Raw genomic sequence first — 16,549 nt, forward strand, 5'->3', positions numbered from 1 at the left:
TCCTCGACTTACAACGGCTTGACGGTGAACAGGCCGTCGTCGTGGCCTTCTTCGGAGCCACCGTAGACTTGCTCGGCAACGGTGCGAATCTTGCTGCCGCGAGCCTCAAGAATCTGGTCCATGGCGCCGGCAAACCAACCGGTGAACATGTAGTCAACCTTGCGCCCGACCTTGCCGTACACGTAGACGAACGCCGAGTGTTCGAGCTTGACGCTGGCGGTGCCTTTGTCGAGGTCAATTTCCTGGATCTTGAACAGGCCCCAGCCGCGTTGCGACAGGCGCTTCATGTAGTGTTCGAACACCGCGACGCCTTCCAGGCCGTGGCATTCAGCTTCTTTCTCACACCAGTGCCAGGCGGATTTGTAGCCGGCCTTGTAGAGGATTTCGGCGTAGGCTTCGGCGCCCAGCACTTCCTCGATGCCCATGTGGTTGTTGACGAAGAAGTGACGCGGTACATACAGCATCGGTAGGGCGTCGGAGGTCCAGACACCGGTTTCGCTGTCGACTTCGATTGGCAATTGCGGGGCGATCTTGGCCATGGAAACTTAACTCCAGAAAAATTTGGGTTTTGCCCCCGGCGCGGACGGCCGGGGGAAAGGATTCAGAAATGCGGTGGCTTATTCGCCCCAGACGTCCTTGAGGACGTTGACCCAGTTCTCGCCCATGATCTTGCGGACCACGCGCTCGGAGTGGCCGCGCTTGAGCAGGGTTTCGGTCAGGTTCGGGAACTCGCCGACGGTGCGGATGCCCAGCGGGTTGATGATCTTGCCGAAGCTGGTCAGACGGCGGGCGTAGCCCTTGTCATGGGTCAGGTATTCGAAGAAGTCCTGGCCATGGCCCTGGGTGAAGTCGGTGCCGATGCCGATGGCGTCTTCGCCGACGATGTTCATGGTGTATTCGATGGCTTCGGCGTAATCGTCGATGGTCGAATCGATGCCCTTGGCCAGGAATGGCGCGAACATGGTCACGCCGACGAAACCGCCGTGATCGGCGATGAACTTCAGTTCTTCATCGGATTTGTTGCGCGGGTGGATTTTCAGGCCCGACGGCAGGCAGTGGGAGTAGCACACTGGTTTTTTCGATTCGAGGATGACTTCTTCAGATGTTTTCGAACCCACGTGGGACAGGTCGCACATGACGCCGACGCGGTTCATCTCGGCGACGATTTCACGACCGAAGCCCGACAGGCCGCCATCACGCTCGTAGCAACCGGTGCCGACCAGGTTCTGGGTGTTGTAGCACATCTGCACGATACCGACGCCGAGCTGCTTGAACACCTCGACATAGCCGATCTGGTCTTCAAAGGCGTGGGCATTCTGGAAGCCGAAGAGGATACCGGTCTTGCCCTGCTCCTTGGCCTTGCGGATATCGGCGGTGGTACGCACCGGAATCACCAGGTCGCTGTTCTCGCGGATCAGCTTCTGGCTGGCGGCGATATTGTTGACGGTGGCCTGGAAGCCCTCCCACACCGACACGGTGCAGTTGGCCGCAGTCAGACCGCCCTTGCGCATGTCTTCAAACAGCTCGCGGTTCCACTTGGCGATAATCAGCCCGTCGATAACGATGCTGTCGGCGTGCAATTCGGCTGGGCTCATCAGGCTGTCCCCTATTAGCGATTCGTGCGCCGAATCGTGTGCCGGCGCTTTGGGGCCAGCATATGCCTGAGGACCGGGGCAGCCGGGTGCAAAAACGACAGGGGGTTTGCCGAAAGCGTCAATCTGCGACAAAGGGTCGTCGCCGGGAGCGATCACGCACCTGTTCAAGGGCCTGCGCATGGGCCAGAATTCGGCGCATCACTGGATGCTTACTGGATTTAGGGCGACGCAATGAAATCGATCTTCCTGGCTTTGGCACTGATAGCGACCGGCGTACAGGCGGCTGAAGAGTCCGACAACAATCCCTGCGACGCAGTCGAAAACGACGTCCAGACCCTGGAATGCTCGGCCTACAGCAGAACCACCGCCGAAACCCTGCTCAAAGACAACTACCAGGGCCTGAACGAACGCTTGCAGTCGGTTTACGGCAAAAACAAGGCGCAATTGAGCGACATCACGGAAAAACTCAAGGTTGCTCAGCAGCAATGGTTGAAGACCCGTGATGCGGATTGCGCGGTGGAAGCCTTCCCGGCGACGAGCGGTAGCAAGGCCTTCACCATTGCGCAAAATGATTGCGTGGCGCGGATGAGTGATGAAAGGTCGGAGTTTTTGGAGTCGATTTCGCAGGAATAATGGACAACGTGGCGCCCCTTAAGAATCTTAAGCGGCGATAAGAGCCAATTAGCTGGCTTTTATTTTCCGCCGATCTTCAGGTCGCCAAGATCGCAGCCTTCGGCAGCTCCTACGTTGCATGCATTTCCCTGTAGGAGCTGCCGAAGGCTGCGATCTTTTCGCCCCGTCCTCAGCAGCCGGCAATCGGCTTTGACCCTTTAGCCAAGGTGCGCGACCATCGCCACCAATCAAACGAATTCCAAGGCCAGACCATGAACATCTGCGGCATCGAAATCAAAGGCAGCGAAGCGATCATCGCCGTGGCCTCTCTCGACGATCAGGCGCTTAGCCACGTCGCCCTGGCCACCAAGAAAATCGCCCTGGACGATGACGACGAGGCCGCCAATGTCAAGGTCTTCGCCGCGCAGGTGGCGTCGTTTGTGCGTGAGAATTCCATTGACCGGATTGCGATCAAGAAGCGCAGCAAGAAGGGTGAGTTCGCTGGCGGGCCGACTACGTTCAAGATCGAAGGGATTTTTCAGTTGCTGGAGAATTGCGAGGTGACGCTGTTGTCGCCGCAGACGATCAATGCCCAGGCCAAAAAGCACAACTTTGAACTGCCGGGGACGCTGAACAAGTATCAGCATGAGGCTTATAAAGCGGCGTGTTCGGCGTTGGTGAAGAAGTAACAGCGCAAGCAAATTTCCCCCTGTGGGAGCGGGCTTGCTCGCGAAGGCGGAGGGTCAGTCACTTCAAATCTCGACTGACACACCGCTTTCGCGAGCAAGCCCGCTCCCACATTGGTTTTTGTGTGGCTCAGACCTTTGCGGTACGTCGATCTTCCCGCGGACACCGCTCAAACCGCGCCCGATAACTGCGGGTGAAATACGACGGCGATTCAAACCCGCACGCAATGCTCACTTCCAGCACGCTCATATCGGTCTGGCGCAACAACTGCCGCGCCTTTTCCAGGCGTAATCGCAGGTAGAAATTGCTCGGTGTGTCGTTCAGGTGCAACCGAAACAGCCGCTCCAACTGCCGCCGTGTCACCTTGATCGACTCCGCCAATTCCAGCGTACTCAGCGGCGGTTCGCTGTGCTGTTCCATCTCGCCAATCACATGCACCAGCTTCTTGTTGCTGATGCCATAGCGCGTGGCGACTTCCATGCGTTGGTGGTCTTTGCGCGGGCGGATGCGCCCGAGTACGAATTGTTCGCTGACCTGAATCGCCAGTTCCGGTCCGTGAGCCTGGCCGATCAGGTCGAGCATCAGGTCGATGGAGGCGGTGCCGCCAGCCGAGGTGATGCGGCGACGGTCGATTTCGAACAGTTCCTGAGTGACGCTGAGCTGTGGATAAGACTCCTTGAACGCGTCGATAGCTTCCCAGTGCAGGGTCAGGCGATGGCCGTCCAGCAGGCCGGCTTCAGCGAGGATGAAGCTGCCGGTGTCGATGGCACCAAGGGTCACGCCTTCGTTGTCCAGTCGGCGCAGCCAGTGCTCCAGCGCGGGGGTGGCGAATTTCAGCGGTTCGAAGCCGGCGACCACCAACAGCGTCGCACCTTTCTTCAGCGGTTCCAGCGCCGCATCGGCGTTGACCGACATGCCGTTGCTGGCCAATACCGCACCGCCATCAGCACTCAATACATGCCAGCGATACAGCTCGCCGCGAAAGCGATTGGCGACCCGCAGCGGCTCGATGGCCGAGATAAATCCGATGGCCGAGAAACCCGGCATCAACATGAAGTAGAAATCCTGGGACATGGAGCGCACTCGACTGGCGGGTAACGTGAGGGCGGGTAGCGTGTGGACGTTGATACGCCACTTGTCGATGGCATTCAAGGGGGCAGGTCGCTGCAGTGCAAGAGCTGGTCGCCGCAGTGCGCTTTAACGGGGGCATAGCTGCGTAACTTGGCATCACCGGCGCACGAAGATGTCGGGACCCACAATAACGACCTGCCGAGGAACCCACCATGAAACGACTGATCAGCAGCTGTGTTCTTGCACTCAGCGGTACCGCTTTCTTGAGCGCCAGTGTCATGGCCGCCGACCCCGCCGCGTGCCAGAACGTGCGCATGGGTGTAGTGAACTGGACCGATGTGATCGCCACCAGCGCCATGACTCAGGTATTGCTCGATGGCCTCGGCTACAACACCAAACAAACCAGCGCGTCCCAGCAAATCATCTTCGCCGGGATCCGCGACCAGCGCCTGGATATGTTCCTGGGCTACTGGAACCCGCTGATGACCCAGACCATCACCCCGTTCGTCGATGGCAAGCAGCTCAAAGTGCTTGAATCGCCAAGCCTGAAAGACGCCCGCGCCACCCTCGCCGTTCCGACTTACCTCGCCGACAAGGGCCTGAAAACCTTCGCCGACATCGCCAAGTTCGAAAAAGAACTGGGCGGCAAGATCTACGGCATCGAGCCTGGCTCGGGCGCCAACACCCAAATCAAGGAAATGATCGCCAAGAACCAGTTTGGCCTCGGCAAGTTCCAGTTGGTCGAGTCCAGTGAAGCCGGGATGCTTTCGGCGGTGACTCGCGCCACCAAGCGCAACGAAGCGATCGTGTTCTTCGGCTGGGCGCCGCACCCGATGAACGTCAACGTGAAGATGACCTACCTCACCGGCAGCGAAGATGCCCTGGGCCCGAACGAAGGCATGGCTACGGTCTGGACCGTTACCGCGCCGAACTATTCGCAGCAATGTCCGAACGTCAGCCGCTTGCTGAGCAACCTGACCTACACCGCCGAAGACGAGAGCCGGATGATGCAGCCGCTGCTGGATCACAAGGACGCCTTCGAGTCGGCCAAGCAATGGCTGAAAGATCACCCGCAAGACAAGCAACGCTGGCTCGAAGGTGTGACCACGTTCGATGGCAAACCAGCGGCTGAAAACCTGCAATTGACCAGTAAATAAACCCGATTGAACCACCGATTCGCAGCCCTGTATGGGCTGCGGACGGCTAAATCACGCCTGCCATACCCATAAAGAACAGGAACCGCCTAATGAACCACGACGTCATCATCACCTGCGCACTCACCGGTGCTGGCGACACGACCGCCAGAAGCCCACACGTGCCGGTCACCCCGAAACAAATCGCTGCGGCCGCCGTGGAAGCCGCCAAGGCTGGCGCCACCGTGGTCCACTGCCACGTTCGCGATCCCGAAACCGGCAAGTTCAGCCGTGACGTCGCGCTGTACCGCGAAGTGATGGAGCGTATCCGCGAGGCGGACGTGGACATCATCGTCAACCTCACCGCCGGCATGGGCGGCGACCTGGAAATCGGCGCCGGCGAGAACCCGATGGAGTTTGGCCCGAACACTGATCTGGTCGGTCCGCTGACCCGTCTGGCCCACGTTGAAGAATTGCTCCCGGAAATCTGCACTCTGGATTGCGGCACCCTGAACTTCGGCGATGGCGACACGATTTACGTGTCCACTCCGGCGCAGCTGCGTGCTGGCGCCAAACGCATTCAAGAGCTGGGCGTTAAGCCTGAGCTGGAAATTTTCGATACCGGTCACCTGTGGTTCGCCAAGCAGATGATCAAGGAAGGCTTGCTCGACAACCCACTGTTCCAGCTGTGCCTGGGCATCCCGTGGGGCGCACCGGCTGACACCACCACCATGAAAGCCATGGTCGATAACCTGCCGGCCGACGCGGTCTGGGCCGGATTCGGCATCGGCCGTATGCAAATGCCGATGGCTGCACAAGCGGTGCTGCTGGGCGGCAACGTGCGGGTCGGGCTGGAAGACAACCTGTGGCTGGACAAAGGCGTACTGGCAACCAACGGCCAACTGGTCGAGCGCGCCAGCGAAATCCTCAGCCGCCTCGGCGCACGCGTCCTGACGCCGGCGGAAGGCCGGGCAAAAATGGGCCTGACCAAGCGCGGTTAAACCACACACATAACCCCCTGTAGGAGCGAGGCTTGTGTGGCGAGGGGGCTTGCCCCCGTTCGGCTGCGAAGCAGTCGTAAATCATCGCATGCGGTGTGCCAGGCACACCGAGATTGCAGGATTTGGGGCCGCTACTCGACCCAACGGGGGCAAGCCCCCTCGCCACAAAGGTTCGGCCCACATGGGTTCACCGAATTCATTCAGGAAGTCGCCATGAGCTTTATCACCGAAATCAAAACCTTCGCCGCGCTGGGCAGCGGTGTCATCGGCAGCGGTTGGGTCTCCCGCGCCCTCGCCCATGGCCTCGACGTGGTGGCCTGGGACCCGGCGCCCGGTGCCGAAGCGGCGCTGCGCAAGCGGGTCGCCAATGCCTGGGGCGCGCTGGAGAAACAAGGCCTGGCGCCCGGCGCTTCGCAAGATCGCCTGCGCTTTGTCGCGACCATTGAAGAATGCGTACGCGATGCGGATTTCATCCAGGAAAGCGCCCCGGAACGCCTGGAACTGAAACTGGAACTGCACGGCAAAATCAGCGCAGCGGCCAAGCCCAATGCCTTGATCGGCTCCAGCACCTCGGGGCTGTTGCCGAGCGAGTTCTACGAGGGTTCGACCCACCCGGAACGCTGCGTGGTCGGGCACCCGTTCAACCCGGTTTACTTGCTGCCATTGGTGGAAGTGGTCGGCGGCAAGAACACCGCGCCGGAAGCCATTCAAGCGGCGATCAAAGTTTACGAATCCTTGGGCATGCGTCCGCTGCACGTGCGCAAGGAAGTGCCAGGCTTTATCGCCGACCGTCTGCTCGAAGCGCTGTGGCGTGAAGCGCTGCACCTGGTCAACGATGGCGTGGCGACTACCGGCGAAATCGACGATGCGATTCGCTTTGGCGCGGGGTTGCGCTGGTCGTTCATGGGGACGTTCCTGACCTACACCCTGGCGGGTGGCGATGCGGGCATGCGGCACTTCATGGCGCAATTCGGCCCGGCGTTGCAGTTGCCTTGGACTTATCTGCCAGCGCCGGAGCTGACTGACAAGTTGATTGATGATGTGGTGGACGGCACCAGCGATCAGTTGGGGACGCACAGCATTTCAGCGCTGGAACGCTATCGTGATGACTGCCTGCTGGCGGTGCTGGAGGCGGTGAAAACCACCAAAGAGAAGCATGGGATGGCGTTTGCCGACTGATAGTGATCGGCTTGAGATCCACCCCTCACCCTCTCCCCAAGGGGGAGAGGGGACTGACCGAGGTGTTCTTGGAGCTACATCGACCTGAGACATCGAGTCGAACTCAAGCTTTGAAAAGCATGGAGATCGGCCCCCTTCCCCCCTCTCCCCTTTGGGGCGGTCCGACGTTTCGAGAGGGCTGGGGTGAGGGGTGGATCTTGAACACAAACAATTTCCCAAGCCCGGAACCAAAATCATGCCCGCTCTAACCACCTATCAAACCAAAATCATCCCCGACTGGGTCGACTACAACGGCCACCTGCGCGATGCCTTCTACCTGCTGATTTTCAGCTACGCCACCGACGCCTTGATGGATCGCCTGGGGATGGACAGCAACAACCGCGAAGCCAGCGGCAACTCGCTGTTCACCCTCGAACTGCACCTCAACTACCTGCACGAAGTGAAGCTCGACGCCGATGTCGAAGTGCACACCCAAATCATCGCCCACGACAGCAAACGCCTGCACCTCTACCACAGCCTGCACCTGGTGGGCGGTGACAAAGAGCTGGCTGGCAACGAACAAATGCTGCTGCACGTTGACCTGGCCGGGCCGCGCTCCGCGCCGTTCAGCGAAGACACCTTGGGCAAGCTGCAAGCCATCGTCGCCGAACAAACCGACCTGCCTACTCCCGACTACGTTGGCCGAGTGATCGCACTACCCCCAAAAAAATAACCAGGAGATCGCCATGAACACCGCCGCCGCTTTTGCCGACTTCCGCACCTACCCGTTGATCAGCGCGTTAACCGCCGTGCAAACCTTGGCGGATCAAGTTCAAGTGACGTGGGCCGATGGTCGCGTCAGCCCCTTTCATCACCAATGGCTGCGGGACAACTGCCCGTGCCCGTTGTGTGTCTACACCGTGACCCGCGAACAAGTGCTGGAAATCGTCGATGCCCCTGAAGACCTGACACCCGGCGCCACACATGTCGAAGCCGACGGCTGTCTGCACATTGACTGGCAGGACGGTCATCTCAGCCGCTTCGATCCAGGTTGGTTACGAGCCCATGCCTACGACGACGAATCCCGCGCCGAACGGCGTGCTGGCAAACCCAAATCCAAACTGTGGAACAGCGATTTGCAGTTTCCGGTGTTCGACTATCAGGCCCTGATGAACGACAACCACGCCTTGCTGCAATGGCTGTTGGCGGTACGGGATATCGGCCTGACCCAGGTTCGCGGCGTGCCCACCGAACCCGGCTCGTTGAAGCTGATCGCCCAGCGGATATCCTTCATCCGCGAGAGCAATTTCGGCGTGCTGTTCAACGTGCAATCCAAGGCCGACGCCGACAGCAACGCCTACACCGCATTCAACCTGCCACTGCACAGCGATTTGCCGACCCGAGAGTTGCAACCGGGGCTGCAATTCCTGCATTGCCTGGTCAATGACGCCGAAGGTGGCGAAAGTATTTTCGTCGACGGTTTTGCCATCGCCGAGGCGCTGCGAGTGGAAAGTCCGGAGTCGTTCCAGGCCTTGTGTGAAATCCCCGTGGAGTTTCGCAATAAGGATCGCCACAGCGACTACCGCTGCCTGGCACCGATCATCGCCCTGGATGCACTGGGGCAGGTGTCGGAGATCCGCATGGCGAACTTTCTGCGCGGGCCGTTTGATGCTTCGATCGATGACATGCCCAAGCTGTATCGGGCGTATCGGCGGTTTATTGCCATGACCCGCGAAGCGCGGTTCCGGGTGATGACGCGGCTTAAGCCGGGGGAGTTGTGGTGCTTCGATAACCGCCGCACCTTGCATGCGCGTAACGCCTTTGACCCGGCCACTGGCGCCCGGCATTTCCAGGGGTGTTATGTGGATCGGGACGAGTTGTTGTCGCGGATTTTGGTATTGCAACGGTAAACCGCGTCATCGTTCATTCGCGGGCAAGCCCGCTCCCACAGGGTTCACGGTGAGCCCATGTGGGAGCGGGCTTGCTCGCGAATGCGGTCTATCAATCAACACAAAACCGCTTGGTACACAGGCCAAAAAAAAGCCCCGATCAAGCCGTGACAGGATCGAGGCACAAGGTACTGTTGAGGAGCCGTTGCGCGAGGGTGACCAAACCGTCGTGTAGCCAGCTGAATCCAGTGTGCCCACTCCCCGCCTTCGCAAGTTAGCCGAAAACGACCTGTTCATAGGTATCTCGGCCATTGCGACAAATCGTCCTTGCCGCCATCCCGTACCCCTACCAGAATCGAGCCACGACACCGTTCCCTGAAGAAGGATTGCGTCATGATGCACGCCGATTTGATTGACCAGGAAGACCTGCTGGGCCAGCTGAAATCGTTGGGTTTTCAAGTGCCGAACGGCGCCACCGCCGAGCAGGCTTGCGAGTGTGCCGTACGGGGTTTGAACGATGAGCGGGCGATAGTGCTGCGCACGATGGTCAAGCAGATGTACACCAGCAGCGCGACCATCCTGCCAGCCGTGCGCCAGGCGATTGATAGGCAATTGTTGCCGGCGTTGGCGGAGTATCAGCAGAGTCGTAGCGCCTAAGAGGACGCCTTCGCGAGCAAGCCCGCTCCCACACTGGATCTGCGGCGTTCACCAATCCAATGTGGGAGCGGGCTTGCTCGCGAATGAAGGCACTGCGGTTTTAGAGCCTTACGCTGGCGAAAGTCGACTCATTACGCGCCTGACTCAACGCCGACAACGGCCCGGACAACGGCGACAGCACCAACGCTTGCGGCAACGGCATCATCGCCACCTGTTGCGTAGTGTTCGACCCTACGCGCTCGTCACGCGGCGGAATGCCGAAGTATTCGCGGTAGCACTTGGAGAAGTGCGGCGTGGACACGAAGCCACACACGGACGCCACTTCGATGATCGACATCGGCGTTTGCTTGAGCAGTTGCCGTGCGCGGATCAGGCGCAGTTTCAGGTAATAACGCGACGGCGAGCAGTGCAGGTATTTCTGGAACAACCGCTCCAGCTGACGGCGCGACACGGCGACATACACCGCCAGTTCGTCGAGGTCGATCGGCTCTTCCAGGTTGGCTTCCATCAGCGCGACGATTTCCTGCAACTTCGGCTGGTTGGTGCCAAGCATGTGCTTGAGCGGCACGCGCTGGTGATCCTGTTCGTTGCGAATACGCTCGTAGACGAACATCTCCGAAATCGCAGCCGACAGTTCACGCCCGTGATCGCGGCTGATCAGGTGCAGCATCATGTCCAGCGGCGCGGTGCCGCCGGAGCTGGTGAAACGGTTACGGTCGAGGGTGAACAACCGGGTGCTCATGGCCACGCGCGGAAACGCTTCCTGCATCGCGGCCAGGCATTCCCAGTGCACGCTGCAATCGAAACCGTCCAGCAGGCCGGCGCAGGCCAGGGCCCAGCTACCGGTGCAGACCGCGCCCAGACGCTTGGATTGACGCGCCTGGCTCTGCAGCCATGACACGTGCTCACGGGTAACGGTGCGCTGAATGCCGATACCGCCGCAGACAATGATGGTGTCCATGGACGGCGCTTTGTGCATGGAGGCGTCGGGGGTGATTTGCAGACCGTCACTGGCCCAGACCTGGCCACCGTCAACGGTGAGGGTGGTCCAGCGATACAGCTCGCGGCCGGACAATTGGTTGGCCATGCGCAGGGGTTCTACTGCGGAAGCCAGAGAAATTAGCGTGAAATTGTCCAGCAGCAGAAAGCCGATGGATTGAGGCGCACGGTTCTGGGGTTGAGCCCCGGAGTTGAACGTCGTCATCGCAGTATCTCCTCACACAAAGCGGGTGATGGCCTCAGGCGGAGGCTCTTGTTATTGCCATCGTTCTCGCGTGGGAGACGGGCTTTGTAATGACAGAGCAATTGCCATGCCTAAAGTTGAATGGTCATTCAATAACTCCTGAAAACGACGTCGCGGCGTGTCTATATGAGCCGTGCGCAGAGTGGGGGTTATAAGTGCCATCAAGTCGAGCAAATGCTCTGTGTTGCAGGGTGTGAGCAAATCGGTAGCACTTGTGGGAACAGGGGCTGCGAGGTGCTGGAGAAGAGTGTCACCACAAGCACAGGTGACAGGCGGTAATGGCCAGACTGGATCCCGGATCATGGGAGAGGCGCTTGTCTGATTGCGACGCGCTAAAAGGTGGCGCGTTTTTGTTACGGTGTTCACTTAGCGCGCAGTTTTGACTGGTCTGGCCTCTTCGCGGGCAAGCCTCGCTCCTACAGGTTTTGTATGGCCCTTGTAGGAGTGCCCGCGAATGAGGGCGACCCGGTCTTACAGAATCAACACTCCACCGCGCTCACCGCCAACCCACCGCGCGATGTCTCTTTGTATTTGTCATGCATATCGGCACCGGTATCACGCATGGTGCGGATCACCCGATCCAGCGAGATAAAGTGCTGGCCATCCCCGCGCAACGCCATCTGCGCCGCGTTGATCGCTTTCACCGCGGCAATCGCATTGCGCTCGATGCACGGCACTTGCACCAGGCCACCCACCGGGTCGCAGGTCAGGCCCAGGTTGTGTTCCAGGCCAATCTCCGCGGCGTTGCACAGCTGCTCCGGCGTGGCGCCGAGAATCTCAGCCAACCCGGCCGCCGCCATGGCGCAGGCCGAACCGACTTCGCCCTGACAGCCGACTTCGGCACCGGAAATCGAAGCGTTCTTTTTACAGAGAATCCCCACCGCTGCCGCACTGAGGAAATAGTCGACCACGTTGGCGTCCGTCACCGCCTCGCTGAACTTCATGAAGTAATGCAGCACCGCCGGGATGATCCCCGCCGCGCCGTTGGTCGGTGCCGTGACCATGCGCCCGCCAGCGGCGTTCTCTTCGTTGACCGCCAGGGCGAACAGGTTGACCCATTCCATGGCGCTCAAGGTCGAGCCGATCACGTTGGGCTTGCCCAGCTCTTGCAGACTGCGATGCAACTTGGCCGCACGCCGGCGCACGTTCAAGCCGCCGGGCAGGATGCCTTCGTGTTTGAGGCCCTGATCGACGCAATCCTGCATGGCGCGCCAGAGTTTCATCAGGCCGGCGCGGATGTCGTCCTCGCTGCGCCAGACCTTTTCGTTGGCCATCATCAACTCGGCCACGCGCAGGTTGTGCTTCTGGCACAGTTCAAGCAGTTCCACCGCACTGGAGAAGTCGTATGGCAAAACGGTGCGATCCAGATCCACCACGCCGCTGGACGCTTGCGCCTCATCGACGACAAAACCGCCGCCAATCGAATAGTAGGTGTCGCGGTGCAGCTCACCGTGATCGCCTTCTACAATTAATGTCATGGCGTTCGGGTGAAAAGGCAGGTTTTCATCGATCAGGCGCATGTCGCGAGCCCAGATGAACGGCACCGACAAACGACCGTCGAGCAACAAGGTGTGGGTTTCGCGCAGGGTTTCGATATGCAGGCCGATTTGCGACGGATCAATCGCGTCCGGCCACTCGCCCATCAGCCCCATGATCACGGCGTTATCGCTGCCGTGACCGATGCCGGTGGCCGATAACGACCCGTAAAGCTGAACTTCGACCCGCCTTACTTGTTCCAAAAGACCCTGCTCACGCAAACCTTGCACGAACAGCGCCGCGGCCCGCATAGGGCCGACGGTGTGCGAACTGGAAGGGCCAATGCCGATTTTGAACAGGTCGAAAACGCTGATAGCCATTACTGCCGAACTCCTGGATGTGCCCACTCCGGACGCAAAAGCGCCCAGTGACGGAGCTGCTACGCTCAAGCTGCAATCCGCCAGATTGGCTGCATCATCAGGCTTTTGTGGTGTCGTTCGACGTCTCACACCGACGCACTCATGTCCACCAACGCCGCGGGTCTTTGACGCTGCGTTTTCGCCGTTTTTTAGCGGATCAGAGGGGCAAAAGGGGCTGAAAAAATCTGTAAACGACGTCACCGACACTGGATGCGACCATCCCTGTACTGGTTACGACGCACCCTGTAGGCGTCAGATTTTCACTGGTACATGATCGTATCGACTCGATTGCAAGGCGCCGTGGTAGAGCTGTCTCCAAAACGCCATCCAACCGCAACCTATAAGTGCGGTGGTCCAGTCGGAACACTGCCAAAAAAAACACCAAGGAGTCCACCCATGAAAGGTTCCCCGTCGTTGTTGTTGGCCGCCATGCTGAGTCTGCCGTTACTGGCTCAAGCCGCAGAACCCGCTCAGTGCAGCACCGTAAACTTCTCTGATGTCGGCTGGACCGACATCACCGCGACTACCGCGACCACCAGCGTTGTCCTCGACGCCCTGGGCTACAAAACCAAGACCACCATGATTTCCGTGCCCGTGACCTACAAGTCCCTGGCCGACGGCAAGAACATGGACGTGTTCCTCGGTAACTGGATGCCGACCATGGAAAACGACATCAAGGCCTACCGCGACGCGGGCACCGTGGATGTCGTGCGCACCAACCTCACCGGCGCCAAGTACACCCTCGCCGTGCCGCAAGCGCTGTACGACAAAGGGCTGCATGACTTCGCCGACATCGCCAAATTCAAGAAAGAACTCGACGGCAAGATCTACGGCATCGAGCCGGGTAACGACGGCAACCGTCTGATCCAGACCATGATCGACAAGAACGCCTTCGGCCTCAAAGACGCCGGCTTCAAAGTCGTCGAGTCCAGCGAAGCGGGGATGCTGTCCCAGGTCGATCGCGCCCAGAAACGCGATACCGCCGTGGTCTTCCTCGGCTGGGCACCGCACCCGATGAACAAGCGCTTCAAGATTCAATACCTGACCGGTGGCGATGACTTCTTTGGCCCGGACTTCGGTGCGGCCACGGTAGCTACCAACACCCGCAAAGGCTACGCCCAGGAATGCAGCAACGTCGGCACTCTGCTGAAAAACCTGGAATTCACCGTAGACATGGAAAGTTCGCTGATGGGCAACATCCTGGACGACAAGATGAAGCCTGACGCAGCTGCCAAGGCCTGGCTGAAAAAGAATCCACAGGTGCTCGATACCTGGCTCGCTGGCGTGACCACCATTGACGGTAAACCAGGCCTGGAGGCCGTGAAAGCCAAGCTCGCGCAGTAATCGCTTACGCCGGACGGCTTCGGCCGTCCGGGCTGTTTATTTCCTTGCATGCGGACGTTCACTACCATGCTGATTGATCAGAAAATCCCCTTAGGCCAGTACATCGCGGGCTTCGTTGAATGGTTGACGCAACACGGCGCCAGCACCTTCGACGCAATCGCCGTGACACTGGAAACGATGATCCACGGCGTGACGTTCGCGCTGACCTGGTTCAACCCGCTGGCATTGATCGGCCTCATCGCACTACTGGCACACTTCATTCAACGAAAGTGGGGGCTGACCGTTTTCGTCATCGCCTCCTTTCTGCTGATCCTCAATCTGGGGTATTGGCAGGAAACCATGGAAACCCTGGCCCAGGTGCTGTTTGCCACCTTCGTCTGCGTGATCATCGGCGTGCCGTTGGGCATCGTCGCCGCGCACAAACCGATGTTCTACACACTGATGCGTCCGGTGCTCGATCTGATGCAGACCGTGCCGACCTTCGTGTACCTCATTCCTACCCTGACCCTCTTCGGGCTGGGTGTGGTCCCGGGTCTGATCTCGACGGTGGTGTTCGCGATTGCCGCGCCGATCCGCCTGACCTACCTGGGCATCCGTGATGTTCCCGCAGAATTGATGGACGCCGGCAAAGCCTTTGGCTGTTCGCGCCGTCAGCTGCTCTCGCGTATCGAACTGCCCCACGCCATGCCAAGCATCGCGGCCGGTATCACCCAGTGCATCATGCTGTCGTTGTCGATGGTGGTGATTGCGGCACTGGTGGGCGCCGACGGCCTGGGCAAACCCGTGGTCAACGCACTGAACACCGCCGATATCGCCCTGGGCTTCGAAGCCGGGTTGGCAATCGTACTGCTGGCGATCATGCTCGACCGTATCTGCAAACAACCCGACGCTAAAGTAGGGGGTGACGCATGAGCATTATTCGCTTCGAAGACGTCGACGTGATCTTCTCCAAAGATCCACGTGAGGCGCTCAAACTCCTCGACCAGGGCATGACCCGCGATCAGATCCTGAAAAAAACCGGGCAGATCGTCGGTGTTGAAAAAGCCAGCCTGGACATCGAAAAAGGCGAAATCTGCGTACTGATGGGCCTGTCCGGCTCCGGCAAGTCCAGCCTGCTGCGCTGTATCAACGGCCTCAACACCGTCAGCCGTGGCAAGTTGTTCGTCGAGCACGAAGGCAAACAGATCGATATCGCTTCCTGTACCCCGGCAGAACTGAAAATGATGCGCACCAAGCGCATCGCGATGGTGTTCCAGAAGTTCGCCCTGATGCCTTGGCTGACGGTGCGCGAGAACATCAGTTTCGGTCTGGAAATGCAGGGTCGCCCTGAGAAAGAACGCCGCAAACTGGTGGACGACAAGCTTGAGCTGGTAGGCCTGACCCAGTGGCGCAACAAGAAACCCGATGAACTCTCCGGCGGTATGCAGCAACGTGTGGGCCTGGCCCGTGCGCTGGCGATGGACGCCGACATCCTGCTGATGGATGAACCGTTCTCGGCCCTCGACCCATTGATCCGCCAAGGCCTGCAAGACGAACTGCTGGAACTGCAAAGCAAGCTCAACAAGACCATCGTTTTCGTGAGCCATGACCTTGATGAAGCACTGAAACTCGGCAGCCGCATCGCGATCATGAAAGACGGCCGAATCGTGCAGTACAGCGTGCCGGAAGAAATCGTGCTGAACCCTGCCGACGATTACGTGCGGACCTTCGTGGCCCACACCAACCCGCTGAACGTGCTGTGCGGTCGCAGCCTGATGCGCACACTGGACAACTGCAAACGCATCAACGGTTCGGTGTGCCTGGACCCGGGCGGCGATTCGTGGCTGGACCTGGCCGAAGGCAACACCATCAAGGGCGCACGCCAGAACGGTGCGGCCCTCGACCTGCAGAACTGGGTGCCTGGGCAAGCAGTTGAAGGTTTGGGTCGTCGGCCAACGCTGGTGGACTCCAACATCGGCATGCGCGATGCGCTGCAGATTCGTTACCAGACCGGCAACAAACTGGTACTGCACGACAACAACAAAGTGGTGGGGATTCTCGGCGACAGTGAGCTGTATCACGCGCTGCTCGGCAAGAACCTGGGCTAAGGCAACAGACACAAAAACGCCGCGAGAGGATCGCGGCGTTTTTGTTTACGCGGATATCGGGTCATTCAGTGTTGTGGCTGATGGCCCCTTCGCGAGCAAGCCCGCTCCCACAGGGGGTATGCATTCCAATGTGGGAGCGGGCTTGCTCGCGAAGAACACGACGCGGTGCTTCAGACC

At 59.6% G+C, this 16,549-nt stretch carries 16 protein-coding genes; 11 read left to right on the forward strand and 5 right to left on the reverse strand.

The window, feature by feature from the left end; genetic code table 11:
- Nucleotides 1-8 precede the first annotated feature (8 nt).
- Nucleotides 9-539: a DUF5943 domain-containing protein gene (locus tag ACWIKB_RS00650; protein ID WP_475264913.1), complete on the reverse strand. Its 531-nt coding sequence runs from the start codon at nt 537-539 to the stop codon at nt 9-11.
- Nucleotides 540-617: 78 nt separating this feature from the next.
- Nucleotides 618-1,595: a dipeptidase gene (locus ACWIKB_RS00655; RefSeq protein WP_008033250.1), complete on the reverse strand. Its 978-nt coding sequence runs from the start codon at nt 1,593-1,595 to the stop codon at nt 618-620.
- Nucleotides 1,596-1,826: 231 nt separating this feature from the next.
- Between ACWIKB_RS00655 and ACWIKB_RS00660 the strand changes: the two genes are divergently transcribed.
- Nucleotides 1,827-2,228, forward strand: a complete 402-nt coding sequence (locus ACWIKB_RS00660; protein ID WP_475264914.1) for a lysozyme inhibitor LprI family protein — start codon at nt 1,827-1,829, stop codon at nt 2,226-2,228.
- A gap of 251 nt (nt 2,229-2,479) precedes the next feature.
- On the forward strand, nt 2,480-2,896 hold the full coding sequence (locus tag ACWIKB_RS00665) for a DUF3010 family protein (protein ID WP_475264915.1): 417 nt from the start codon (nt 2,480-2,482) through the stop codon (nt 2,894-2,896).
- Between the two features lie 127 nt (nt 2,897-3,023).
- Here the strand turns inward: ACWIKB_RS00665 and ACWIKB_RS00670 are convergent, their stop codons facing one another.
- Nucleotides 3,024-3,968 carry a GlxA family transcriptional regulator gene (locus tag ACWIKB_RS00670; RefSeq protein WP_475265380.1) on the reverse strand — a complete coding sequence of 315 codons (945 nt, stop codon included), beginning with the start codon at nt 3,966-3,968 and terminating at the stop codon, nt 3,024-3,026.
- Between the two features lie 209 nt (nt 3,969-4,177).
- On the opposite strand from ACWIKB_RS00670, the gene choX reads away from it, so the two are divergent.
- From choX to ACWIKB_RS00700, 6 genes are all read left to right on the forward strand, one after another.
- A complete protein-coding gene (choX, locus tag ACWIKB_RS00675; protein ID WP_475264916.1) occupies nt 4,178-5,122 on the forward strand; it encodes a choline ABC transporter substrate-binding protein in 945 nt (314 codons plus the stop codon).
- 89 nt (nt 5,123-5,211) lie between these two features.
- Nucleotides 5,212-6,099, forward strand: a complete 888-nt coding sequence (gene cdhC / locus ACWIKB_RS00680) for a 3-dehydrocarnitine:acetyl-CoA trimethylamine transferase CdhC (RefSeq protein ID WP_223485444.1) — start codon at nt 5,212-5,214, stop codon at nt 6,097-6,099.
- Nucleotides 6,100-6,312: 213 nt separating this feature from the next.
- On the forward strand, nt 6,313-7,278 hold the full coding sequence (locus ACWIKB_RS00685) for an L-carnitine dehydrogenase (RefSeq protein WP_133835668.1): 966 nt from the start codon (nt 6,313-6,315) through the stop codon (nt 7,276-7,278).
- 235 nt (nt 7,279-7,513) lie between these two features.
- Nucleotides 7,514-7,990, forward strand: coding sequence for a thioesterase family protein (locus ACWIKB_RS00690; RefSeq protein ID WP_475264917.1), 477 nt, complete (start codon nt 7,514-7,516; stop codon nt 7,988-7,990).
- 13 nt (nt 7,991-8,003) lie between these two features.
- Complete coding sequence (locus ACWIKB_RS00695; protein ID WP_475264918.1) at nt 8,004-9,167, forward strand: gamma-butyrobetaine dioxygenase; 1,164 nt, start codon at nt 8,004-8,006, stop codon at nt 9,165-9,167.
- A 372-nt stretch (nt 9,168-9,539) separates the two neighbouring features.
- Nucleotides 9,540-9,803 (forward strand): hypothetical protein, encoded by a 264-nt coding sequence (locus ACWIKB_RS00700; RefSeq protein WP_415771914.1) that lies wholly within the window; start codon nt 9,540-9,542, stop codon nt 9,801-9,803.
- 100 nt (nt 9,804-9,903) lie between these two features.
- Here ACWIKB_RS00700 and gbdR read toward each other — a convergent pair whose 3' ends face one another.
- Together gbdR and ACWIKB_RS00710 are read right to left on the reverse strand one after the other, a co-directional pair.
- Nucleotides 9,904-11,007, reverse strand: a complete 1,104-nt coding sequence (gbdR, locus tag ACWIKB_RS00705; RefSeq protein WP_017341204.1) for a choline metabolism transcriptional regulator GbdR — start codon at nt 11,005-11,007, stop codon at nt 9,904-9,906.
- Between the two features lie 518 nt (nt 11,008-11,525).
- Entirely contained in the window at nt 11,526-12,902 is a 1,377-nt protein-coding gene (locus ACWIKB_RS00710; RefSeq protein ID WP_475264919.1) for an L-serine ammonia-lyase, read from the reverse strand.
- A 435-nt stretch (nt 12,903-13,337) separates the two neighbouring features.
- Between ACWIKB_RS00710 and ACWIKB_RS00715 the strand changes: the two genes are divergently transcribed.
- The 3 genes from ACWIKB_RS00715 to choV all read left to right on the forward strand — a co-directional run bounded on the left by ACWIKB_RS00715 (nt 13,338) and on the right by choV (nt 16,372).
- Nucleotides 13,338-14,285: a choline ABC transporter substrate-binding protein gene (locus tag ACWIKB_RS00715; protein ID WP_475264920.1), complete on the forward strand. Its 948-nt coding sequence runs from the start codon at nt 13,338-13,340 to the stop codon at nt 14,283-14,285.
- 66 nt (nt 14,286-14,351) lie between these two features.
- Complete coding sequence (gene choW, locus ACWIKB_RS00720; RefSeq protein WP_475264921.1) at nt 14,352-15,197, forward strand: choline ABC transporter permease subunit; 846 nt, start codon at nt 14,352-14,354, stop codon at nt 15,195-15,197.
- The gene (choV, locus tag ACWIKB_RS00725; protein WP_054044233.1) at nt 15,194-16,372 is read left to right on the forward strand and encodes a choline ABC transporter ATP-binding protein; all 1,179 of its coding nucleotides are present in this window, start codon (nt 15,194-15,196) and stop codon (nt 16,370-16,372) included. The genes choW and choV overlap by 4 nt, the downstream gene beginning before the upstream one ends.
- The last annotated feature ends 177 nt before the right edge of the window (nt 16,373-16,549 follow it).

The organism is Pseudomonas sp. 5Vm1k (genome assembly GCF_056161485.1).